The sequence below is a fragment of the Kitasatospora setae KM-6054 genome, assembly GCF_000269985.1.
GTDB classification, from domain to species: domain Bacteria; phylum Actinomycetota; class Actinomycetes; order Streptomycetales; family Streptomycetaceae; genus Kitasatospora; species Kitasatospora setae.
In genome coordinates this window covers 1572347-1594776 of record NC_016109.1, presented here as the reverse complement: position 1 = coordinate 1594776, position 22430 = coordinate 1572347, and the positions used below count along the sequence as shown (strand labels likewise).

Sequence of the window (22430 nt, the reverse complement as noted above, 5' to 3'; positions counted from 1 at the left end):
GTGACCTCCACCACCGACCCCGCCCTGTCCGAGCTGCTCAACAGCCGGATCCGGGACGTGCGGGACTACCCGAAGCCGGGTGTCCTGTTCAAGGACATCGCCCCCCTGCTGGCCGACGCCGAGGCGTTCGGCGCGCTGACCCGGGCGCTGGCCGAGCGGGCGCGGGAGCTCGGCGCCACCAAGGTGGTCGGGCTGGAGGCGCGGGGGTTCGTGCTGGCCGCGCCGGCGGCGTTCGCCGCGGGCCTCGGGTTCGTCCCGATCCGCAAGAAGGGCAAGCTGCCCGGCGAGGTGTTCGCCCGCTCGTACGACCTGGAGTACGGGTCGGCGACGCTGGAGGTGCAGTGCGACGCGTTCGAGCCGGGCGAGAAGGTCCTGGTGGTGGACGACGTGCTGGCCACCGGCGGGACGATCGCGGCCTCGCTCGACCTGGTCCAGGAGGCCGGGGCCGAGCTGGTCGGCGTGGTCGTGCTGATGGAGCTCGGCTTCCTGACGGGGCGCGCGAAGCTCGCCTCGCACCTGCACGGGGCGCCGCTGGAGACCCTGGTCGTGGTCTGACGGCCCGCTGTTCGAGCACCGCCCGGGAACGGATCCGTTCCCGGGCGGTGGCGTTCCCCCGGCGGACGCGCCGCCGCGCGGGGGCGCGCTGTCGGTACGATGAAGGTTGATCCGACGTAGGAGTGTCCTTGCCCGACGAGGTTGTGCCCACGGCCGCTGCCGCCAGTTCCCGTTCCTCGCAGGGCGGGATGCGGGCTCGGCTTGCGCGGCTGGGCGGACAGCGCAGTTCGATGGTCAACCCGGTGCTGGAGCCGCTGTTCCGGACGATCCGGGCCAACGACCCCAAGGCCGACCCCGGGCTGCTGAAGGACATCGAGCGGGCTTACGCCGTCGCGGAGAAGTGGCACCGCGGGCAGAAGCGCAAGAGCGGCGACCCGTACATCACCCACCCGCTGGCGGTGGCCACCATCCTGGCCGAGCTGGGGATGGACGCGCCCACCCTGATGGCCGGGCTGCTGCACGACACCGTCGAGGACACCGACTACGGCCTGGAGACGCTCCGGCAGGACTTCGGCGACTCGGTGGCACTGCTGGTCGACGGCGTGACCAAGCTGGACCGGGTGAAGTTCGGCGAGGCCGCGCAGGCGGAGACCGTCCGCAAGATGGTCGTGGCGATGGCCAAGGACCCCCGGGTGCTGGTGATCAAGCTCGCCGACCGGCTGCACAACATGCGCACGATGCGCTACCTGAAGCGGGAGAAGCAGGAGAAGAAGGCCCGCGAGACGCTGGAGATCTACGCCCCGCTGGCGCACCGGCTGGGCATGAACACCATCAAGTGGGAGCTGGAGGACCTGGCCTTCGCCATCCTCTACCCCAAGATGTACGACGAGATCGTCCGGCTGGTGGCCGAGCGCGCCCCCAAGCGGGACGAGTACCTGGCCACCGTGATCGACCAGGTGCAGGGCGACCTGCGCGGGGCCCGGATCACCGCGCAGACCACCGGCCGGCCCAAGCACTACTACTCGGTCTACCAGAAGATGATCGTCCGGGGCCGGGACTTCGCCGAGATCTACGACCTGGTGGGCATCCGGGTCCTGGTCGACACCGTCCGCGACTGCTACGCGGCGCTGGGCACCATCCACGCGCGGTGGAACCCGGTGCCGGGGCGGTTCAAGGACTACATCGCGATGCCCAAGTTCAACATGTACCAGTCGCTGCACACCACGGTGATCGGCCCCGGCGGCAAGCCGGTCGAGCTGCAGATCCGCACCTTCGACATGCACCGCCGGGCCGAGTACGGCATCGCCGCGCACTGGAAGTACAAGCAGCGGGCGGTGGCCGGCGCGTCCAAGGTGCGCACCGACACGCCGACCCACGGGCGGCAGCACGACAAGGCCGACGCGGTCAACGAGATGGCCTGGCTGCGGCAGCTGCTCGACTGGCAGAAGGAGACCGAGGACCCGAGCGAGTTCCTCGAGTCGCTGCGCTTCGACCTGTCCAGCAACGAGGTGTTCGTCTTCACCCCGAAGGGCGACGTGATAGCGCTGCCCGCGCAGGCCACCCCGGTGGACTTCGCGTTCGCGGTGCACACCGAGGTCGGCTACCGGTGCATCGGCGCCCGGGTGAACGGCCGGCTGGTGCCGCTGGAGTCGACCCTGGAGAACGGCGACACCGTCGAGGTGTTCACCTCCAAGGCGGAGAACGCCGGCCCGTCCCGGGACTGGCTGAGCTTCGTCAAGTCGCCCCGGGCCCGGAACAAGATCCGCGCCTGGTTCTCCAAGGAGCGCCGCGAGGAGGCGATCGAGCAGGGCAAGGAGTCGATCGCCCGGGCGATGCGCAAGCAGAACCTGCCGATCCAGCGGATCCTCACCGGGGACTCGCTGGTCACCCTCGCCCACGAGATGCGCTACCCGGACATCTCCTCGCTCTACGCGGCGATCGGCGAGGGCCACGTCGCCGCGCAGGCGATCGTGCAGAAGCTGGTCCAGGCGATGGGCGGCGAGGAGGGCGCGGTCGAGGACCTCGCCGAGACCGCCACCCCCTCGCACCAGCCGCGCTCGATGCGCCGCCGCGCCAAGGGCGACCCCGGCGTCATCGTCAAGGGCGTCGACGACGTCTGGGTGAAGCTGGCGCGCTGCTGCACGCCGGTGCCCGGCGACCCGATCGTCGGCTTCATCACCCGCGGCAACGGCGTCTCGGTGCACCGCGCGGACTGCGTCAACGTGGAGTCCCTCCAGCAGCAGCCCGAGCGGATGATCGAGGTCGAGTGGGCGGCCACCCAGTCCTCGGTGTTCCTGGTCGCGATCCAGGTCGAGGCGCTGGACCGCTCCCGGCTGCTCTCGGACGTCACCCGGGTGCTCTCCGACCAGCACGTCAACATCCTCTCGGCGGCCGTCCAGACCTCCCGGGACCGGGTCGCGATGAGCCGGTTCACCTTCGAGATGGGCGACCCCAAGCACCTGGGCCACGTGCTCAAGGCGGTGCGCGGCGTCGAGGGCGTGTACGACGTCTACCGGGTCACCTCGGCGCGCAACAAGTAGCCGCCCCGCCCGCGCCGCCGCACCGCGCCCCGCCCGCTCCGGTCGCCGCCCGCCCCCGCCCCGCCGACACTGGCCGGGTGGGGGCGGTCGGCTTTCCGGGAGGCAGCGTGCACGGGATACGGGTGGCGACGGCGGTGGCGGGCGCGGCGCTCGTCGCGGCGCTGGCGGCCGGCTGCGGGAGCACCGGCGGGAGCGCCGCCGCGAACCAGGTGGCGCCCGCGGCCACCGGCGGGGCGGTGGCGGGGTCCCCGCTGGCGGCCTCGCGGGGCGGCGGCAACGGCGTCGAGCGGCTCACCGCGGACGAGGCGCTGGAGCGCTCGGTGGCGGCGCTCAAGGCGGCCGGCACCGTCCGGGTGGCCGGCGCGGTCACCGGCCAGGGCGGCCGGATCGAGATGGACCTGCGGATCGACACCGCCGGGAACTGCGCCGGCACGCTCAGCCAGTCCGGCACCGGCGGCTTCCAGGTGGTCAAGGCCGGCCCCGACCTGTGGGTCAAGCCGGACGCCGCGTTCTGGGCGGGCCACGGCGGCAGCGCGATGTCCGACCTGGTCGGCGACCGGTACCTGAAGACCACCGCCGACGACCCCGACTTCGGGGACATCGCCGAACTGTGCGACCTGAACACCATCGCCGACCAGCTCGGCGGCGCCCGGAGCGAACTCACCAAGGGCGAGCCCACCACCGTCCAGGGCCGCCCCGCGCTCCCGCTGGCCGGCGACGCCGGCAGCGGCACCGGCACCCTGTACGTGGCCGCCACCGGCGACCCGGTACCGCTGAAGCTGGAGAAGAGCACCGGCTCGGTCGAGTTCAGCGAGTTCGGCACCCCGGTGCCCAGCGCCACCCCCGGACCCGACCAGAGCCTCGACCTGGACCGGCTGGGCTCGCCCGAACCCTCCGCCAGCGTGGTCTGAGCACGCGCGAGGGGCCCCCGTCCGGTGCGGACGGGGGCCCCTCGCGGCGGGTGCGCCGGATCAGGAGGTGAACTCCTGCAGCGACTTCTGCGCCTGGTCGAGCAGCGCCTGGCGGCCCTCCAGCTCGGCCTCCAGCTTGGCGGCCCTGGACGCGTTGCCCGCGGCCCGCGCCTTGTCCAGGTCGGCGCGGAGCTTGTCCACGGCGGCCTGCAGCAGGGTGGTCATGCCGGTGGCGCGGGCCCGCGCCTCCGGGTTGGAGCGCTGCCACTCGGCCTCCTCGGCCTCGCGGACGGCGCGCTCCACGGCGCCCAGCCGGCCGTCCAGCTTCGGACGGGCGTCGCGCGGGACGTGGCCGATCGCCTCCCAGCGCTCGGAGATCTCGCGCAGCGCGGCCTTGGCGGCCTTCAGGTCGGTGATCGGCAGGATCGCCTCGGCCTCGACCAGCAGCGCCTCCTTGGCCTTCTGGTTCTCGCCCTGCTCGGCGTCGCGCTCGGAGAACGCGGCGGACCGGGCCTGGAAGAAGACGTCCTGGGCGCCGCGGAAGCGGGCCCACAGCTCCTCCTCCGCGTCCCGCTGGGCGCGGCCGGCCGCCTTCCACTGCGTCATCAGGTCCCGGTAGGCGGCGGCCGTCGGGCCCCACTCGGTGGAGCCGGACAGCGCCTCGGCCTCGGCGACCAGCTTCTCCTTCACCGCGCGGGCCGAGTCGCGCTCCGAGTCGAGCGCCGCGAAGTGCGACTTGCGGTGCTTGGAGAACACCGAGCGGGCGTGCGAGAAGCGGTGCCACAGCTCGTCGTCGCTCTTGCGGTCCAGCCGCGGCAGCGCCTTCCAGTTGTCGACCAGGGCGCGCAGCCGGTCGCCGGCCTCCCGCCACTGGTTGGACTCGGCGAGCTGCTCGGCCTCGGCGACCAGCGCCTCCTTGGCGGCCCGGGTCTCCTCCTGGGCCTTCGCCTTGGCGGCCTTGCGCTCGCCCTGCCGGGTCTCGATCTCGCCGGCCAGGGTCTCCAGGCGCTTGGCGAGCGCGTCCAGGTCGCCGACCGCGTGCGCCTCGACGACCTGCGCGCGCAGGTGGTCGAGCGCGGTCTGCGCCTCCTTGGCGGCCAGGTCGGTCTTGCGCACCCGGTGCTCCAGGAGGGCGATCTCCGCCTCCAGGCCCTGGAACTTGCGCTCGAAGTAGGCGAGGGCCTCCTCGGGGGAGCCGGCCTGCCAGGAGCCGACCTGGCGTTCGCCGTCGGCCGTCCTCACGTAGACGTTCCCCTGCTCGTCGACACGGCCCCACGGGTCGCTGCTCACAGCGCCTCCTCCACATGACGCCACGCCCACGGGCGGGAGCGTCGTCCACAGTTGATGTGCGGCGGACCGATGGAGTCCGCCGTCCCGAGCCGTCGTGGTGTCGCGCCGAGGGTGACGGCCGACGGTCAGGGCACCCTATACAACAGCAACATAGGCGACCAGCGCCGGTGCTGTCCGCATCCGGCGCCGGTCGATTTTCGCGGCGGGTCAGCCCTTGGCGGTGGTGATGCTCGCGACCTTGACCGGCGTGGCCGGCGCGCCGTCGCCGCCGCCGCCCTGGACGCCCGCGTCGGCGATCTTCTGCAGCACGTCGAGGCCGCCGGTGATCTTGCCGAACGGGGTGTAGCTGGGCGGCAGTTGGGTGTCCTTGTAGACCAGGAAGAACTGGCTGCCGTTGGTGTTCGCGCCGGAGTTGGCCATCGCCACGGTGCCCGCCGGGTAGGTGGCGCCGGTCAGGTTCTCGTCGGCGAACTGGTAGCCGGGGCCGCCGGTTCCGGTGCCGGTCGGGTCACCGCACTGCAGGACGTAGATGCCCTGCGTGGTCAGCCGGTGGCACTTCGTGTTGTCCCAGAACTGCTGACCGGCCAGGAACGCGAAGGAGTTGACCGTGTGCGGGGCCTTCGCCGCGTCCAGCGAGAAGGTGACCTTGCCCGCCGAGGTGTCCAACGTCGCGGTGTAGGCGGCCGCGGTGTCGATCGTCATGGCCGGCTCGGCCGCCCACTGCTTGCCGGAGGCCGACGGACTCGGCGCGGCCGAGGCGGCCTTGGAGTCCTTCTTGTCGTCCGAGTCGAGCGCGCCGCTGGCGACGGTCGCGATGCCGCCCACCACCACGACGGCCAGGGCGCCGGCCACGATCGCGTTGCGCCGCCTGCGCTTGGCGGCCGCCTCGGCGCGCGCCTGCGCCTGGCGCTCGTACTTCTCACGGGCGAGCTGCCGCCGCCGCTGTTCGCTGGTGACCACCGGACGTTTCTCCTGCTGGACGGTGTGGATGGGGGAGTTGCTGCTGTCGTGTGCGGATCATCGCACCCGCAGGCGGCCCAGTGTAAGGACCCCGCGCGTCAGGACGGGATCAGCGCGACATGAGAAAGGGCTGAACGCACCGGACAACCGGTTCGCCCGCGGCCCGGTGCCGCCGGTAGGCTGCGGGGGAAAAGCAGACCGCCACCGCATGGAACGTAAGGACTCGCGTGTTCGTCGCCGGATTCCCCGCCGGGGCCTGGGGCACCAACTGCTACCTGGTCGCACCCGCCGCCGGCGAGGAGTGCGTGATCGTCGACCCGGGCCACGAAGCGGCCGCCGGGGTCGAGGAGTTGATCCGCGAGCACCGGCTCAAGCCGGTCGCGGTACTGCTCACCCACGGGCACATCGACCACGTCGCCTCGGTCGTCCCGGTCTGCGGCGCGCGCGGCGTCCCGGCCTGGATCCACCCCGAGGACCGCTACATGCTGGCCGACCCGGAGAAGGCCCTGGGCCGCTCGCTCGGGCAGCAGCTGATGGGCTCGATCACCGTCGGCGAACCGGACGACGTCCGCGAGTTGACCGACGGCGGCGTGCTGGAGCTCGCCGGGCTGCACCTCACCGTCGACCACGCCCCCGGCCATACCGGGGGGTCGGTGACGTTCAGGACGCCCGCGTCGGCGGAGGTTCCGCCGGTGCTGTTCTCGGGCGACCTGCTGTTCGCCGGCTCCATCGGGCGTACCGACCTCCCGGGCGGGGACAGCGCGGCGATCATGCGCTCGCTGGCCCGGGTGTGCCTGCCCCTCGACGACGCGACCGTGGTGCTCTCCGGCCACGGCTCCCAGACCACCATCGGCCGTGAGCGCGCCACCAACCCCTACCTCCGGCAGGCGGGCGGTGCGCCGGGCGCGCCGGCCTTCCCGCGACGAGGAATGTGACGGAAGAGAAGTTGAGCACCTTCACCGCCCCCAAGGGCACCTACGACCTGCTCCCGCCCGAGTCGGCGACCTTCCTGGCGATCCGCGAGCGCCTCTCCGCGCCCGCCCGCCGCGCCGGGTACGGGTACATCGAGACCCCGGTCTTCGAGGACGTCAAGCTGTTCTCCCGCGGTGTCGGCGAGTCCACCGACATCGTCACCAAGGAGATGTACAACCTCACCACCAAGGGCGGCGACGAGCTCGCGCTGCGCCCCGAGGGCACCGCCTCGGTGCTGCGCGCCGCGCTCCAGGCGAACCTGCACAAGCAGGGCAACCTGCCGGTCAAGCTCTGGTACTCCGGCTCGTACTACCGCTACGAGCGCGCCCAGAAGGGCCGCTACCGCCAGTTCGCGCAGGTCGGCGCGGAGGCGATCGGCGCCGAGGACCCGGCGCTGGACGCCGAGTTGATCATCCTGGCCGACGACGCCTTCCGCTCGCTCGGGCTGCGCGACTACCGGCTGCTGCTCAACTCGCTCGGCGACCAGCGCTGCCGCCCGGCCTACCGGGCCGCCCTGGTCGCCTTCCTGGCCGGGCTCGACCTGGACGAGGAGACCCGCCGCCGCGCGGAGATCAACCCGCTGCGGGTGCTGGACGACAAGCGCGAGTCGGTGCAGGCCCAGCTCGGCGACGCGCCCAAGCTGCGCGACCACCTCTGCGAGGAGTGCAAGGCGTACGACGCGAAGGTGCGCGAACTGCTCACCGCCAACGGCGTCGCCTTCGTCGACGACCCCAAGCTGGTCCGCGGCCTGGACTACTACACCCGGACCACCTTCGAGTTCGTGCACGACGGCCTCGGCGCGCAGTCCGCGATCGGCGGCGGCGGCCGCTACGACGGCCTGTCCGAGATGATCGGCGGCCCGGCGCTGCCCTCGGTCGGCTGGGCGCTCGGCGTGGACCGCAGCTACCTCGCGCTGGAGGCCGAGGGCGTCGCCCTCGACCTGCCCGCCGCCACCTCGGTGTACGTCGTCGCGCTCGGCGAGGAGGCCAAGAACGTGCTGTTCGCCAAGGTGGTGGAGCTGCGCCGGGCCGGCGTGGCCACCGACCTGGCGTTCGGCGTCAAGAGCATCAAGAACGCCATGAAGTCCGCCGACCGCTCCGGCGCCCGCTTCGCGCTGATCGCCGGCGACCGGGACCTCGCCGAGGGCGTCGTCCAGCTCAAGGACCTGACCACCGGCGAGCAGACCCCCGTCGCCCTCGCGGCGCTCGTCACCACCCTGAAGGAGAAGCAGCTGTGATCCGCACGCACGACGCGGGCACGCTCCGCGCGGAGCAGGCCGGCACCACCGTCACCCTGGCCGGCTGGGTGGCCCGCCGCCGCGACCACGGCGGTGTGGCCTTCATCGACCTGCGCGACGCCTCGGGCACCGTGCAGGTCGTGGTCCGCGACCTGGAGTCGGTGCACGGGCTGCGCTCCGAGTACTGCGTCAAGGTGGTCGGCGAGGTCCGGGTCCGCCCGGAGGGCAACGAGAACCCGGACATCCCGACCGGCGCCGTCGAGGTCGTCGTCGAGTCGATCGAGGTGCTGTCCGAGGCCGCGCCGCTGCCGTTCCAGGTCGCCGAGTACGAGCCCGGCTCGGTCAACGAGGAGGTGCGGCTGCGCTACCGCTACCTCGACCTGCGCCGCGAGGGCCCGGCCCGCGCGCTGCGGCTGCGCTCGAAGGTCAACCACATCATCCGCACGGTGATGGAGGAGAACGACTTCCTCGACATCGAGACCCCGTACCTGACCCGCTCCACCCCCGAGGGCGCCCGCGACTTCCTCGTCCCGGTCCGCCTCCAGCCGGGCCACTGGTACGCCCTGCCGCAGTCGCCGCAGCTGTTCAAGCAGCTGCTGATGGTGGCCGGCATGGAGCGGTACTACCAGATCGCCCGCTGCTTCCGCGACGAGGACTTCCGGGCCGACCGGCAGCCCGAGTTCACCCAGCTCGACATCGAGGCGTCGTTCGTCGACCAGGAGGACGTCCTGGCGCTCGGCGAGAAGATCGTCGGCCGGATCTGGAAGGACGTGCACGGGTACGAGATCCCCGACCCGCTGCCCCGGCTGGCCTACGCCGACGCGATGGCCCGCTACGGCTCCGACAAGCCGGACGTCCGCTTCGGCCAGGAGCTGACCGACCTCACCGCGTACTTCCAGGGCACCGAGTTCCGGGTCTTCCAGGCCCCGTACGTCGGCGCGGTCGTGATGCCCGGCGGCGCCTCGCAGCCCCGCAAGCAGCTCGACGCCTGGCAGGACTGGGCGAAGGCCCGCGGCGCCCGCGGCCTCGCGTACGTCCTGGTGGACGCCGAGACCGGCGAGCTGCGCGGCCCGGTCGCCAAGAACCTGTCCGAGGAGCACCTGGCCGGCCTGGCCGCCGCGGCCGGCGCCAAGCCGGGCGACGCGGTGTTCTTCGCCGCCGGCAAGAAGACCGCCTCGCAGGAGCTGCTCGGCGCCGCCCGGCTGGAGATCGGCCGCCGCTGCGACCTGATCGACGAGTCCCAGTGGGCGTTCCTCTGGGTCGTGGACTTCCCGATGTTCGAGCCGATCGAGGACGACAAGGGCGAGTTCCAGGGCTGGCACGCCGTGCACCACCCGTTCACCGCGCCGACCGCCGAGTCGCTCGCCACCTTCGACACCGACCCGGGCAGCGCGCTCTCCAACGCGTACGACCTGGTGCTGAACGGCTCGGAGCTGGGCGGCGGTTCGATCCGCATCCACCAGCGCGACGTGCAGAAGCGGGCGTTCGACGCGATCGGCCTGTCCGAGGAGGAGGCGGCCGCGCAGTTCGGCTTCCTGCTGGACGCCTTCAACTACGGCCCGCCGCCGCACGGCGGCATCGCGCTCGGCCTGGACCGCGTGGTCACCCTGCTGGGCGGCTACGACACCATCCGGGACGTCATCGCCTTCCCGAAGACCTCCACCGGCGGCGACCCGCTGACCGGCGCCCCCACCACCATCACCCCGGCCCAGCGCCGGGAGGCCGGCGTGGACGCCCAGCCCAAGGCCAAGGACGGCGCCAAGGACGGCGTCAAGTCCGAGGCGGAGAGCGGCGCCTGACCCACCGTCAGGTGACCGTCCGGTCCTGACGGCGCATCACAAAGATCACGATTCGTCCCGGCCCCGGCCGGTGCGCGGCCACCAGGAGTAGGCTGCCACCGCCCGGGGCCGGAACGCTGCACCACCCGGTGGGCCGCACAACGGGGTGCAGAGCGCAAGAAGGGTCAAGGATGACCGTACGAACCAGAGTCGAACTCCCCTCCGACACCGCCGAGACGCGGCGGGTGCACATGGCGGCCTTCCCCGGCCCCGAGGAAGCGGACCTGGTGGACGCGCTGCGCCGCGACGCCGCCTGGCTGCCCGCCCTCTCGCTGGTCGCGGTGGACGACCGCGAGGTCGTCATCGGCCACGCGCTGCTCACCCGGCTGCGGATCGGCAACGGCAAGGGCCTCGCGCTCGCGCCCGTCGCGGTCGCCCCCGAGTGGCAGCGCAAGGGCGTCGGCACCGCCGTGGTGCGGGCCGCGCTGGACGCCGCCGCCCAGGCCGGCGAGCGCGTCGTGGTGGTGCTCGGCGACCCGGACTACTACGGCCGGTTCGGCTTCACCCCGGCCGCCGGGCACCGGATCACCGGCCCGTTCGACGTCCCGGAGACGTACTTCCAGGCCCTGCCGCTGCCCGGCGCCGACGGCGTCCCGCACGGCGTGTGCCGCTACCCCGCGCCGTTCGCCGAGGTCTGAGCGGCCGCCGCTTCGGGGGACCGGCCGCCACCGGTCGCCCGGAACTGCACCTCCAGGTGCAGCCGGCAGGACTCGGCGAACGCCTCCATGGCCGGCGTGGCCGGCCGCCCCGGCAGCCGGAACAGCCCCACCAGGCTCGGGCCCAGCCCGCGCACCGGCAGGCAGCGCACGTCCGGACGGCCCGCCCGGCGGCCCACCGAGCGCGGCGCGAAGCCGATCCCCTGCCCGCAGGCCACCGCGGCCATCCACTCGTCCGCGTTGTGCGCCACCGCGCCGATCCGCACCGGCCGCTCGCCGCGCTCCGGACCGCCCAGCCAGTAGCCGCGCCAGGCCCCGGACTGCTCCGGGATCGCCACGAACGGCTCGTCCCACAGCTCCGCCGCGTCCACCTCGGACCGGTCGGCCAGCCGGTGGTCGGCCGCCACCACCACCCAGCGCTCCTCGGTGCCCAGCGGCAGGCACGCGTACCGCTCGGCCAGCGCCGCCGGGGCGTGCCACAGCGCCAGGTCCAGCACGCCGGAGGCCAGGCCGGAGGACTCGTCGAACCAGTCGTTCTGCCGCATCCGGAGCCGCCAGCCCGGCATCCGGCGGGCGAAGTCCTCCACCGCGGCCCGGCCCAGCAGGTTGATCGTCGAGCCCTCGAAGCCGACCCGCAGCTCCCCGCCCGCCCCGGCCGCCGCCCGCCGGACCGCCCGCAGCGCCTCCTCCCAGCCGGCCAGCAGCGGCGCCGCGCGCGCCAGCAGCTCCGCGCCGGCCGCCGTCGGCGTCATCCCGGCCCGCGAGCGGTGGAACAGCTCCACCCCCAACTCCCGCTCCAGCGCCCGCACCTGCTTGGTCAGCGTCGGCTGGCTCACGCCCAGCCGGGCCGCCGCCGAGGTCAGCTGGCCCTCCTCGCCGACCACCGCGAGGCAGCGCAACATCCGGGTGTCCACATCCATGCCGCCAGGTTATGGACCAATGCATTGGACCGGGACCACCGGGGTGTCGCACAGTTGTCCGGCCTTCCCCGGCGCGACCGGCACCGGCGGCACGGGGGTCCGTCGGTGCCCGTCCGGGGAGGCCCGCCCGACCTGCGCGGACGCCCGCCGCGGCTTAGCCTGGGGGATCGTCATCGGCGCGGTGAGCGGAGGTACGCAGTGGCAGCGGCCAAGGGTGCGAAGGCGGGCAAGCGGGGATCCGGCGGCAAGCGGATGCCCAAGAAGGCGTACGAGGACGAACTGCTCCGGCTCCAGCGCGAACTGGTCAAGCTCCAGGAGTGGGTCCGCACCGAGGGCGTCCGGATGGTGATCGTCTTCGAGGGCCGGGACGCCGCCGGCAAGGGCGGCGCGATCAAGCGGGTCACCGAGTACCTCAACCCCCGGATCGCCCGGATCGCCGCCCTCCCGGCGCCCACCGAGCGCCAGCGCGGCCAGTGGTACTTCCAGCGCTACGCCGAGCAGCTGCCGGCGGCCGGCGAGATGGTCCTGTTCGACCGCTCCTGGTACAACCGGGCCGGCGTCGAGAAGGTGATGGGCTTCTGCACCGACGAGGAGTACTGGCAGTTCCTGCACCAGTGCCCCACCTTCGAGCGGATGCTGGTCGAGGCCGGGATCCTGCTGCGCAAGTACTGGTTCTCGGTCAGCGACGTCGAGCAGGAGCGCCGCTTCCGCGACCGGCTCGACGACCCGATGCGGCAGTGGAAGCTCTCCCCGATGGACGTCGAGTCCATCACCCGCTGGGAGGACTACTCGCGGGCCAAGGACGAGATGTTCGTCTACACCGACATCCCCGAGTCCCCCTGGAACGTGGTCGAGAGCGACGACAAGCGCCGGGCCCGGATCAACATGATCGCCCACCTGCTCTCCAGCGTCCCGTACCACGAAGTGGTCAAGCCCGCCGTCACCCTGCCGCCCCGCCCCGAGCCGCGCGGCTACCAGCGGCCCCCGCGCGACCTCCAGAAGTACGTCTTCGACCACGCCGCGGCCGTGCTGGCGCAGCACGGGCAGTAGGGTCGAGCAATGGCGAAGTACTTCGACGTGCACCCCGAGACGCCCCAGCCGCGCACCGTCTCCACCGTGGTGGCGAGCATCCGGGACGGCGCCCTCATCGCGTACCCCACCGACTCCTGCTTCGCGCTCGGCTGCCGACTGGACAACCGGGACGGGCTGGACCGGATCCGCACCATCCGCAAGCTCGACGAGCGCCACCACTTCACCCTGATGTGCGAGGACTTCGCCCAGCTGGGCAGGTTCGTCCAGCTCGACAACAACGTCTTCCGGGCGATCAAGGCCGCCACCCCCGGCAGCTACACCTTCATCCTCCCCGCCACCAAGGAGGTGCCGCGCCGGCTGCTGCACCCCAAGAAGAAGACCGTCGGCGTCCGCATCCCCGACCACGCGGTCACCCGGGCGCTGCTCGCCGAGCTCGGCGAGCCGCTGGTCTCCAGCACCCTGCTGCTGCCCGGCGAGGAGGAGCCGATGACCCAGGGCTGGGAGATCAAGGAGCGCCTCGACCACGTCCTCGACGCGGTCGTCGACTCCGGCGACTGCGGGACGGTGCCGACCACGGTGGTCGACTTCTCGGACGGCACCGCCGAGATCGTCCGGTACGGCGCGGGGGACCCGGAGCGCTTCGAGTAAGGCCGCGGAGCGGGGCTGTCGGCGGCGTCGCATAGGCTCGGGGCGTGGACGAGCCCGACCTTTTCACGCACGCCGCCGAGGAACGCCAGAGCACCGAGCCGGGGCGCGCCCCGCTCGCGGTGCGGATGCGGCCGCGGACGCTGGACGAGGTGGCCGGGCAGCGGCAGCTGTTGAAGGACGGCTCGCCGCTGCGCCGGCTGGTCGCCGGGTCGAAGGGCCCGGCGGCGACCAGCTCGGTGATCCTGTGGGGCCCGCCGGGAACGGGCAAGACCACGCTGGCGCACGTGATCAGCCAGGCGGTGGAGGGCCGGTTCGTCGAGCTCTCGGCGATCACGCACGGCGTCAAGGAGGTCCGGGCGGTGATCGACGGCGCCCGGCGCGCGGTCGGGATGAGCGGCCGGGAGACCGTGCTGTTCCTGGACGAGATCCACCGCTTCTCCAAGGCCCAGCAGGACTCGCTGCTGCCCGCCGTGGAGAACCGCTGGGTCACCCTGATCGCCGCGACCACCGAGAACCCGTACTTCTCGGTCATCTCCCCGCTGCTGTCGCGCTCCCTGCTGCTGACCCTGGAGTCGCTCACCGACGAGGACGTCCGGATCCTGCTGCGCCGGGCCACCGCCGACGAGCGGGGCCTGGGCGGCAGCGTCGAGCTGAGCCCGGAGGCCGAGGACCACCTGGTCCGGCTGGCCGGCGGCGACGCCCGGCGGGCGCTGACCACGCTGGAGGCGGCGGCCGGGGCGGCGCTGGAGCAGGGCGAGAAGGTGCTGACCCTGGCGGCGACCGAGACCGCGGTGAACCAGGCCGCGGTGCGCTACGACCGGGACGGCGACCAGCACTACGACGTGGCCAGCGCGCTGATCAAGTCGATCCGCGGCAGCGACGTGGACGCCACCCTGCACTACCTGGCCCGGATGATCGAGGCGGGCGAGGACCCGCGGTTCATCGCCCGCCGCCTGATGATCTCCGCCAGCGAGGACGTCGGCCTGGCCGACCCGACCGCGCTGCCCACCGCCGTCGCCGCCGCCCAGGCGGTCGCGCTGATCGGCTTCCCGGAGGCCCGGATCATCCTCTCCCAGGCCGCGATCGCGCTGGCCCTGGCGCCCAAGTCGAACGCCGCGTACCTGGCCATCGACGCCGCCCTGGCGGACGTCCGGCAGGGCCTGGCCGGCGCGGTGCCCGCGCACCTGCGGGACGCGCACTACGGCGGCGCGAAGAAGATCGGGCACGGCAAGGGCTACCAGTACCCGCACGACCTGCCGGAGGGCATCGCCGCCCAGCAGTACGCGCCGGACGAGGTGCACGGCAAGGAGTACTACCGGCCGACCAGGCGCGGCGGCGAGGCCCGGTACGCGGACATCGCGGAGTGGACCAGGGCCCGGCTCAAGGGGGAGTAGTCGGAGGGGGTCGGACGGTCCCGTATAGTAGGGGGGTGTGTCCCGGGCCCGGGGTTCCGCGAGGAACGACCGGCCGCACCAGCGGGGCACCGAACCGGGCTCTCCCGCAAGGGAGTTCCCCAGGAGCGGCGCGCACCGGCCTTCGGTGTCGCGGGCGTCCCCCCACCCTCACCGGTCGGCGGACCCCCGTGTGCAAGCACATAGTGCCCGGTCGCGGAGAGCGGCTGACCGTCCGGCAACGGGCGGTTTTTCTCCGGACCGCGAGAAGCGTCCTCCGTCAACACCTGGTGACAGCCGTAACTGAACAGGAAAAGGAAACATGGCGAACCAGAAGCGCCCCAAGGTCAAGATCGCCCGTGCCCTCGGCGTTCCGCTGACCCCGAAGTCCGTCAAGTACTTCGAGGCCCGTCCGTACCCGCCCGGCCAGCACGGCCGCGGCCGCAAGCAGAACTCTGACTACAAGGTCCGTCTGACCGAGAAGCAGCGTCTGCGCGCGCAGTACGACCTCAGCGAGAAGCAGATGGCGCGTGCCTTCGAGGCCGCCAAGAAGATCGAGGGCAAGACGGGCGAGGCCCTGGTCGGCCTGCTGGAGGTCCGCCTCGACGCCCTGGTCCTGCGTTCGGGCATCGCCCGCACCATCTACCAGGCCCGTCAGATGGTCGTGCACGGCCACATCGAGGTCAACGGCGCGAAGGTCAACAAGCCGTCGTTCCAGCTGAAGCCGGGCTACGTCGTCACGGTCAAGGAAAAGTCCAAGGAGAAGGTCCCCTTCCAGGTGGCTCGCGAGGGCGGCAACGCCGGCGAGGGCCAGACCCCGAAGTACCTCGAGGTCAACCTGAAGGCCCTGGCCTTCCGCCTGGACCGCGCGCCGCAGCGCCGCGAGGTCCCGGTCGTGTGCGACGAGCAGCTCGTCGTCGAGTACTACTCGCGCTGACCCGCGAGCGGAACGCCCCCTCGGTCTCCGGACCGCGGGGGCGTTTCCCGTTCCCGGGGGGACGGGCCGCCCTCCAGGGCGCGGCGGACCGCGGCGTCCAGGGCGAGCCGGGAGCCGAGCCGGAAGGCCGCCGCGTGCTCCTCCTCGGTCAGGCCGGCCCGGGCCCGCCGCTCGCACTCCAGGTGCGGGCCGTTGAACGAGCGGGAGCCGAAGAACGGGGTGCCGACGGCCCGCCAGAGCCGGTGCGCGGCGCCCTGCAGCACCCGGGCCTCGAACAGGTCGGCGCGCGGGCCCTCGGTGGCCAGCAGCGCCAGCAGGTCCATCGCCAGCACGATGCCCAGCAGGTCGCGGAACAGGTGGTTGAGCCGCATCGACTCGCGGGCGAGGGCCCGGGCCCGGCCCAGGTCGCCGGCCTGCCGCCGGGCGAAGGCCATCGCGTACAGGCAGTACCCGTACGCCCACTGCTCGCCGTGCTCCTCGCAGGTCTCCCGGACCCGCTCCATCCAGGCCCGGCCGTTCGCCTCGTCGCCCTGGAAGAGGTGGGCCAGGGCCAGTTCGAACATGGCCATCAGGACGTTGGAGTTGAGCTCGCCGAGCGCGTCGTAGTGCCACAGCGCCTCCTCGAACAGCTCGGCGGCGCGGGCCGGCTCGTCGCCGATCAGGGCCGCGCAGCCCTGCCGGTGGACGGCGTAGGCCAGCGCCCGGTCGTCGCCGGTCTCCAGGGCCTGCCGGCGGCACTCCTCCAGGACCGGGCGGGCCCGGTCCAGGTCGCCCTGGAGGGTGGCCAGGTAGCCGGTGACCCAGAGCGCCTTGGCCCGGGCGTCGGTGGGCTCGGGGGCGAGCGCCAGGGCCCGGTCCAGCCAGTGCCGGCCCTCGCCGAGGTGGCCGGTGCCGACCCAGAAGTACCAGAGGGTGCCGGCCAGCACGAGGGCCTGCTGCTCCTCGCCGGGCTCGGCGAGCGAGAACTCCAGCGCGGCGCGCAGGTTGGGGTGGGCGAGCCGGGTGCGCTCGGCGGTCTCGGGCTGCCGGGGGCCGAACCACTCGACCTCGCCCCAGGCGGCGACGCCCAGGTACCAGTCGCGGTGGCGGCGCCGCAGCCGGGGCTCGTCGTCGCCGGTCCGCAGCCAGCCGGCGCCGTACTCGCGCAGCGTGTCGAGCATCCGGAAGCGGGCCGGGCCCTCGCCGTCGAGCCGCTCCAGGACGGACTTGTCGACCAGCGAGTCGACGAGTTCCAGCACGTCGTCGGCGTCCAGGCCGTTGCCGGCGCAGACGTACTCGGCGGCGTCCAGGTCGAAGCCGCCGGCGAAGACCGCGAGCCGGGCCCAGAGGGAACGTTCCTGCATGGTGCAGAGTTCGTGGCTCCAGCCGATCGCGGTGCGCAGCGTCTGGTGCCGGGCCGGGGCCGTCCGGTCGCCGCCGGTGAGCAACCGGAACCGGTCCTCCAACCGGGCGGCCACCTGCTCGACCGAGAGCGCCCGCAGCCGGCCCGCCGCCAGCTCGACCGCCAGCGGGATGCCGTCCAGCCGACGGCAGAGCAGCGCCACGCCGTCCCGGACCCGGCCCTCCAGCCGGAAGCCGGGCAGCACCGCCGCCGCCCGGTCGGCGAACAGCAGCACCGCCTCTGCCTCGCCCCGGCCGGCGGCCGGCTCGACGGCCAGCGGGGCGAGCGGCAGCAGGTGCTCGCCCGCGGCGCGCAGCGACTGCCGGGAGGTGGCGAGCACCCGCAGGCCGGGCGCGGCGCGCAGCAGCGCGTCCACCAGCTCGGCGCAGGCGTCGACCAGGTGCTCGCAGCCGTCCAGCACCAGCAGGGCCTCGCGGTCGGCGAGTTGCTCGACCAGCACGTCCAGCGGCGGGCGGGCGGTGTGGTCGGTCAGCCGGAGCGCCTCCAGCACGGCGTGGCCGAGCAGCAGCGGGTCGCGGACCGGGCCGACCTCGGCCAGGTGCGCGCCGTCCGGGAAGCCGCCGGCCAGCCGGGCGGCGGCCCGCAGCGCCAGCCGGGACTTGCCCACCCCGCCCGGGCCGGTCACCGTGACCAGCCGGGCCCGGCCCACCAGCGCGGCCAGCGCGTCGAGTTCGGCGGCCCGGCCGACGAAGCTGGTCACCTCGGCGGGCAGCGGTCCGCGGCCCCCGGGCGCTGCCGACGTGCTGCCCATGGACGCCCCCGTCGCTAGGAAACCCGTCGGGCCGCCGGGAAACCCGCGACCCGTCGGCCTGTCGGCCCGCGCTGCGCGAGCCGAATCCCCCAACGAGGTGACCTGACGGTAGGTTACGCGCGGTTCCGGGGCGTCCGACCGGGACGGCGGCGGGGCGCGGACGGGGCGGCGGCGGGACGGGGACGGGCCCGGAACGGGTCGACCGGCGGATATACCGGTCGGGGAACGGGCCGTCGGCGCGATAGGGTTTCAGCGGACGTTGTCCAATTTCCGCAAAGACAGCGAGGGAGCGCGTCAAGGTGACCGTGGGAGAGCTGGCCGGGCTGCTGGTCGCCGTCTTCTGGGCGGTCCTGGTCACCCTGCTCGCCGTGGTGCTGGTGCGGCTGTCGAAGGTGCTGCGGGAGGCGACCGGGCTGGTCGCCGCCGTCACCGAGCAGGCCGTGCCGCTGCTGCGGGACGCGAACGCCGCCGTGCGCAGCGCGAACGAGCAGCTGGAGCGGGTCGACGAGATCACCGCCAACGTGCAGGACGCGGCGGCCGACGCGAAGGCGCTGTCGTCCACCGTGGCGGCGACGCTGGGCGGGCCGCTGGTGAAGATGGCGGCGTTCAGCCACGGCGTGCGCAAGGCCGTCGCCCGGCAGCAGGCCGGGCCGGTCGGGGTGCCCCAGCAGGCCGGTGAGCGCGAGGAGTTGGCCCGGATGATCCGGGCCGAGGTGCGGGCCGCGACGGCGCCGCGCGGCGGGTTGCTGGCCCGGGTCCGCCGGGCCGTGAGGGGCTGACGGCGATGGTGCGCAGGATCTTCTGGATGGCCGTCGGCGCGGGCGCCACGGTCTGGGCCATGAGCAAGGCCGACGAGGCGGTGCGCCGCCTCACCCCGGACTCGCTGTCCGGCACCGCGGCCCGCGGCGCCCTGCGGTTCGGCGACGCCGCCAAGCGTTTCGCCCGGGACGTCCGGACCGGGATGGAGGAGCGCGAGCGCGAGCTGCGCGCCGACCTCGGCCTGGACGGCACCGCGGTGGTCGAGCCGCCGCGCCGCCGCGCCCTGGGCGGGTCGGCCGCCGCCGACGACGGGGTCCGAGCTATCTCGGCGGCCCCGGGCTCCCCGGCCGCCGCCCTGCCCCCGTCCCCGCGCACCGAGCGCCGCACCACCCCCCAGACCATCGTTGCCAAGCCCCGACAGCGCGAGCTGCCGGGCCGCACGACCGATCGGAAGGACCCCCACTGATGGAGTCGGCAGAGATCCGCCGCCGCTGGCTGCGCTTCTTCGAGGAGCGCGGCCACACCGTCGTCCCGTCGGCCTCGCTGGTCGCCGACGACCCCACCCTGCTGCTGGTCAACGCCGGCATGGTGCCCTTCAAGCCGTACTTCCTGGGTGAGATCAAGCCGCAGTTCTCGCGCGCCACCAGCGTGCAGAAGTGCGTGCGCACCCTGGACATCGAGGAGGTCGGGAAGACCACCCGGCACGGCTCGTTCTTCCAGATGTGCGGCAATTTCTCGTTCGGCGACTACTTCAAGGAAGGCGCCATCAAGTTCGCCTGGGAGCTGCTGACCAGCCCGGTGGCGGACGGCGGCTACGGCCTGGAGCCGGAGAGGCTCTGGATCACCGTCTACCAGGACGACGACGAGGCCGAGCGGATCTGGCGCGAGGTGATCGGCGTCCCCGCGGAGCGGATCCAGCGCCTGGGCATGAAGGACAACTTCTGGTCGATGGGCGTCCCCGGCCCGTGCGGCCCGTGCTCGGAGATCAACTACGACCGCGGCCCCGCGTACGGCGAGGAGGGCGGCCCGGCGGTCAACGGCGAGCGCTACCTGGAGATCTGGAACCTGGTCTTCATGCAGTACGAGCGCGGCCACGGCGACGGCAAGGACGGCTTCGAGATCCTCGGCGACCTGCCGAGCAAGAACATCGACACCGGCCTCGGCCTGGAGCGCCTGGCCGCCGTCCTGCAGGGCGTCGACAACCTCTTCGAGATCGACACCTCGCGGATGATCCTCGACCGCGCCGCCGAGCTCACCGGCCACACCTACGGCGCCGACCACCGGTCGGACGTCTCGCTGCGCGTGGTCACCGACCACTTCCGCACCGCGCTGATGCTGGTCGGCGACGGCGTCACCCCCGGCAACGAGGGCCGCGGCTACGTGCTGCGCCGCATCCTGCGCCGGGCGATCCGCAACATGCGGCTGCTGGGCGCCACCGAGCCGGTCGCCAAGGACCTGATCGACATCTCGATCAAGGCGATGGCCCCGCAGTACCCGGAGCTGGAGACCGACCGCAAGCGGATCGAGACGGTCGTCGTCGCCGAGGAGAACGCCTTCCTGCAGACGCTGCGCTCCGGCACCAGCCTGCTGGACGCCGCGGTCACCGAGACCAAGCAGTCCGGCGGCGCGGTGCTCTCCGGCGAGCAGGCGTTCAAGCTGCACGACACCTACGGCTTCCCGATCGACCTGACCCTGGAGATGGCCGAGGAACAGGGCCTCCAGGTCGACGAGGCCGGCTTCCGCCGCCTGATGCAGGAGCAGCGCGACCGCGCCAAGGCCGACGCCAAGGCGAAGAAGACGGGCCACGCCGACGTCGCCGCGTACCGCGAGGTCGCCGACCGGGCCGGCGCCTCCGTCTTCACCGGCTACGCCCACACCGAGGGCGAGGCCACCGTGGTCGGCCTGCTGGTGGACGGCGTGCCGTCGCCCGCGGCCACCGAGGGCGACGAGGTCGAGCTGATCCTCGACCGCACCCCGTTCTACGCCGAGGGCGGCGGCCAGCTCGCCGACCACGGCCGGATCCGCCTCGACTCCGGCGCGGTCGTGGAGGTCCGGGACGTCCAGCAGCCGGTGCCCGGCGTGATCGTGCACTCCGGCGGGGTGCTGTTCGGCGAGGTGGTGCTCGGCGCGTCCGCGTACGCCACCATCGACACCGACCGCCGCCGGGCCGTCTCGCGCGCCCACTCGGCCACCCACCTGACCCACCAGGCGCTGCGCGACGCGCTCGGCCCGACCGCCGCCCAGGCCGGTTCGGAGAACGCGCCGGGCCGCTTCCGCTTCGACTTCGGCTCGCCCGCCGCCGTCCCCGGCTCGGTGCTGACCGACGTCGAGCAGAAGATCAACGAGGTGCTGGTCCGCGAACTCGACGTCACCGCCGAGGTGATGACGATGGACGAGGCCCGCAAGCAGGGCGCCATCGCGATGTTCGGCGAGAAGTACGGCGACTCGGTGCGCGTGGTCACCATCGGTGACTTCTCCAAGGAGCTGTGCGGCGGCACGCACGTCGGCAACACCGCCCAGCTGGGCCTGGTGAAGCTGCTCGGCGAGTCCTCGATCGGCTCCGGCGTGCGCCGGGTCGAGGCGCTGGTCGGCGTCGACGCGTACAAGTTCCTGGCCCGCGAGCACACCGTGGTCGCCCAGCTGACCGAGCTGGTCAAGGGCCGCCCGGAGGAGCTGCCGGAGAAGATCTCCGGGATGCTCGCCAAGCTCAAGGACGCCGAGAAGGAGATCGAGAGGTTCCGCGCGGAGAAGGTCCTGCAGGCCGCCGCGGGCCTCGCCGAGGGCGCCGAGGACGTCCGGGGCGTGGCCCTGGTCGCCGCCCGGGTCGGGGACGGCACCGGCGCGGACGAGCTGCGCAAGCTGGTGCTGGACGTCCGGGCCCGGCTCGGCTCCCGCCCGGCCGTGGTCGCCGCGTTCACCGTCGCGAACGACCGCCCGCTGACCGTGATCGCCACCAACGAGGACGCCCGCGGCCGCGGCATCAAGGCCGGCGAGCTGGTCCGCGCCGCGGCCAAGACCCTCGGCGGCGGCGGTGGCGGCAAGGACGACGTCGCGCAGGGCGGCGGCACGAACCCGGCCGCCGTCGCGGACGCCATCGAGGCCGTCCGGGCACTGGTGGCCGAGCGCGCGTGAGTGAGCAGCCCATGGAGGAGAAGGTCTTCCGGCGCGGCCGGCGGATCGCCGTCGACGTGGGCGACGCCCGGATCGGGGTCGCGGTCTGCGACCCCGACGGGCTGATCGCCACGCCGGTGGAGACCGTCCCCGCCGGGGGCCGCTCGCAGGCCCGGCTGAAGGCGATCGTCGAGGAGTACGACGCGGTCGAGGTCGTGGTCGGCCTGCCGCGCTCGCTGAACGGCAAGGAGGGCCCGGCCGCCGCCAAGGTCCGCGAGTACGCGGGCCGGCTGGCCGGCCTGCTGTACCCCGTCGGCGTGCGGCTGGTGGACGAGCGGATGACCACGGTCACCGCCGCCGCCGGGCTGCGGGCCTCCGGCCGGTCGTCCAAGAAGGGCCGCTCGGTGATCGACCAGGCGGCCGCCGTGGTGATCCTGCAGTCGGCCCTTGAGACCGAACGGGTGAGCGGTCGGGCGCCCGGTGAGAGTGTCGAACCGGTCATCTGATCGGGGCGGGTTAGCTTCCCGGTAGAGGGGCCCGTGCGGACGCGCGTCCGCACGGGCCCCTCTCTCCTTGCCCG

The 22430-nt window shown here is 73.3% G+C and carries 18 protein-coding genes and 1 pseudogene; 15 read left to right on the top strand and 4 right to left on the bottom strand.

The features are described 5' to 3' along the window. The 3 genes and pseudogenes from KSE_RS06980 (at nt 1) to KSE_RS06970 (ending at nt 3946) form a co-directional block, all read left to right on the top strand. The gene (locus KSE_RS06980) at nt 1-555 is read left to right on the top strand and encodes an adenine phosphoribosyltransferase (protein WP_014134585.1); all 555 of its coding nucleotides are present in this window, start codon (nt 1-3) and stop codon (nt 553-555) included. A gap of 185 nt (nt 556-740) precedes the next feature. Further along, nucleotides 741-3035: pseudogene (locus KSE_RS06975) on the top strand (RelA/SpoT family protein); the annotation flags it as partial. Nucleotides 3036-3142: 107 nt separating this feature from the next. Next, nucleotides 3143-3946, top strand: coding sequence for a hypothetical protein (locus KSE_RS06970; RefSeq protein ID WP_148283071.1), 804 nt, complete (start codon nt 3143-3145; stop codon nt 3944-3946). Nucleotides 3947-4006: 60 nt separating this feature from the next. On the opposite strand, the gene KSE_RS06965 is transcribed toward KSE_RS06970, so the two are convergent. Continuing rightward, on the bottom strand, nt 4007-5236 hold the full coding sequence (locus KSE_RS06965; protein WP_014134582.1) for a DUF349 domain-containing protein: 1230 nt from the start codon (nt 5234-5236) through the stop codon (nt 4007-4009). 207 nt (nt 5237-5443) lie between these two features. Further along, nucleotides 5444-6196, bottom strand: coding sequence for a peptidylprolyl isomerase (locus tag KSE_RS06960; RefSeq protein WP_014134581.1), 753 nt, complete (start codon nt 6194-6196; stop codon nt 5444-5446). 227 nt (nt 6197-6423) lie between these two features. Here KSE_RS06960 and KSE_RS06955 point away from each other — a divergent pair, with 227 nt between their 5' ends. The 4 genes from KSE_RS06955 to KSE_RS06940 all read left to right on the top strand — a co-directional run bounded on the left by KSE_RS06955 (nt 6424) and on the right by KSE_RS06940 (nt 10881). Next, on the top strand, nt 6424-7131 hold the full coding sequence (locus KSE_RS06955; RefSeq protein ID WP_014134580.1) for an MBL fold metallo-hydrolase: 708 nt from the start codon (nt 6424-6426) through the stop codon (nt 7129-7131). 11 nt (nt 7132-7142) lie between these two features. Beyond that, nucleotides 7143-8405: a histidine--tRNA ligase gene (gene hisS, locus KSE_RS06950; protein WP_033258148.1), complete on the top strand. Its 1263-nt coding sequence runs from the start codon at nt 7143-7145 to the stop codon at nt 8403-8405. Next, a complete protein-coding gene (aspS, locus tag KSE_RS06945; protein WP_014134578.1) occupies nt 8402-10204 on the top strand; it encodes an aspartate--tRNA ligase in 1803 nt (600 codons plus the stop codon). The genes hisS and aspS overlap by 4 nt, the downstream gene beginning before the upstream one ends. A gap of 170 nt (nt 10205-10374) precedes the next feature. Next, nucleotides 10375-10881 carry a GNAT family N-acetyltransferase gene (locus tag KSE_RS06940; protein WP_014134577.1) on the top strand — a complete coding sequence of 169 codons (507 nt, stop codon included), beginning with the start codon at nt 10375-10377 and terminating at the stop codon, nt 10879-10881. Here the strand turns inward: KSE_RS06940 and KSE_RS06935 are convergent. After that, complete coding sequence (locus tag KSE_RS06935; protein WP_081539339.1) at nt 10854-11819, bottom strand: LysR family transcriptional regulator; 966 nt, start codon at nt 11817-11819, stop codon at nt 10854-10856. The genes KSE_RS06940 and KSE_RS06935 overlap by 28 nt on opposite strands. A 252-nt stretch (nt 11820-12071) precedes the next feature. Here KSE_RS06935 and ppk2 point away from each other — a divergent pair, with 252 nt between their 5' ends. The 4 genes from ppk2 to rpsD all read left to right on the top strand — a co-directional run bounded on the left by ppk2 (nt 12072) and on the right by rpsD (nt 15827). Beyond that, the gene (ppk2, locus tag KSE_RS06930; RefSeq protein ID WP_014134575.1) at nt 12072-12869 is read left to right on the top strand and encodes a polyphosphate kinase 2; all 798 of its coding nucleotides are present in this window, start codon (nt 12072-12074) and stop codon (nt 12867-12869) included. Nucleotides 12870-12878: 9 nt separating this feature from the next. Continuing rightward, nucleotides 12879-13499, top strand: a complete 621-nt coding sequence (locus tag KSE_RS06925) for an L-threonylcarbamoyladenylate synthase (protein WP_014134574.1) — start codon at nt 12879-12881, stop codon at nt 13497-13499. A 44-nt stretch (nt 13500-13543) separates the two neighbouring features. Further along, nucleotides 13544-14893: a replication-associated recombination protein A gene (locus tag KSE_RS06920; RefSeq protein WP_014134573.1), complete on the top strand. Its 1350-nt coding sequence runs from the start codon at nt 13544-13546 to the stop codon at nt 14891-14893. Nucleotides 14894-15212: 319 nt separating this feature from the next. Continuing rightward, the gene (gene rpsD, locus KSE_RS06915; RefSeq protein WP_014134572.1) at nt 15213-15827 is read left to right on the top strand and encodes a 30S ribosomal protein S4; all 615 of its coding nucleotides are present in this window, start codon (nt 15213-15215) and stop codon (nt 15825-15827) included. On the opposite strand, the gene KSE_RS06910 is transcribed toward rpsD, so the two are convergent. Then, a complete protein-coding gene (locus KSE_RS06910; RefSeq protein WP_014134571.1) occupies nt 15815-17980 on the bottom strand; it encodes an ATP-binding protein in 2166 nt (721 codons plus the stop codon). The genes rpsD and KSE_RS06910 overlap by 13 nt on opposite strands. A 299-nt stretch (nt 17981-18279) precedes the next feature. On the opposite strand from KSE_RS06910, the gene KSE_RS06905 reads away from it, so the two are divergent. From KSE_RS06905 to ruvX, 4 genes are read left to right on the top strand one after another with little or no spacing between them, the layout of a single operon-like run. Then, nucleotides 18280-18759 carry a DUF948 domain-containing protein gene (locus KSE_RS06905; protein ID WP_014134570.1) on the top strand — a complete coding sequence of 160 codons (480 nt, stop codon included), beginning with the start codon at nt 18280-18282 and terminating at the stop codon, nt 18757-18759. Between the two features lie 5 nt (nt 18760-18764). Then, complete coding sequence (locus KSE_RS43580) at nt 18765-19205, top strand: hypothetical protein (RefSeq protein WP_014134569.1); 441 nt, start codon at nt 18765-18767, stop codon at nt 19203-19205. Continuing rightward, the gene (gene alaS, locus KSE_RS06895; protein WP_014134568.1) at nt 19205-21871 is read left to right on the top strand and encodes an alanine--tRNA ligase; all 2667 of its coding nucleotides are present in this window, start codon (nt 19205-19207) and stop codon (nt 21869-21871) included. Before KSE_RS43580 ends, alaS begins: the two co-directional genes overlap by 1 nt. Nucleotides 21872-21882: 11 nt before the next feature. Further along, nucleotides 21883-22356: a Holliday junction resolvase RuvX gene (ruvX, locus tag KSE_RS06890; protein ID WP_014134567.1), complete on the top strand. Its 474-nt coding sequence runs from the start codon at nt 21883-21885 to the stop codon at nt 22354-22356. Nucleotides 22357-22430: the final 74 nt, after the last annotated feature.

What these genes read in the sequence shown, in the direction of transcription:
- ruvX (WP_014134567.1), top strand. Translation starts at nt 21,883, where the DNA reads ATGGAGGAGAAGGTCTTCCGGCGCGGCCGGCGGATCGCCGTCGACGTG.
- KSE_RS06940 (WP_014134577.1), top strand. Translation starts at nt 10,375, where the DNA reads ATGACCGTACGAACCAGAGTCGAACTCCCCTCCGACACCGCCGAGACG.
- alaS (WP_014134568.1), top strand. Translation starts at nt 19,205, where the DNA reads ATGGAGTCGGCAGAGATCCGCCGCCGCTGGCTGCGCTTCTTCGAGGAG.
- KSE_RS43580 (WP_014134569.1), top strand. Translation starts at nt 18,765, where the DNA reads ATGGTGCGCAGGATCTTCTGGATGGCCGTCGGCGCGGGCGCCACGGTC.
- ppk2 (WP_014134575.1), top strand. Translation starts at nt 12,072, where the DNA reads ATGCCCAAGAAGGCGTACGAGGACGAACTGCTCCGGCTCCAGCGCGAA.
- KSE_RS06925 (WP_014134574.1), top strand. Translation starts at nt 12,879, where the DNA reads ATGGCGAAGTACTTCGACGTGCACCCCGAGACGCCCCAGCCGCGCACC.
- rpsD (WP_014134572.1), top strand. Translation starts at nt 15,213, where the DNA reads ATGGCGAACCAGAAGCGCCCCAAGGTCAAGATCGCCCGTGCCCTCGGC.
- KSE_RS06935 (WP_081539339.1), bottom strand. Translation starts at nt 11,819, where the DNA reads ATGGATGTGGACACCCGGATGTTGCGCTGCCTCGCGGTGGTCGGCGAG.
- KSE_RS06910 (WP_014134571.1), bottom strand. Translation starts at nt 17,980, where the DNA reads ATGGGCAGCACGTCGGCAGCGCCCGGGGGCCGCGGACCGCTGCCCGCC.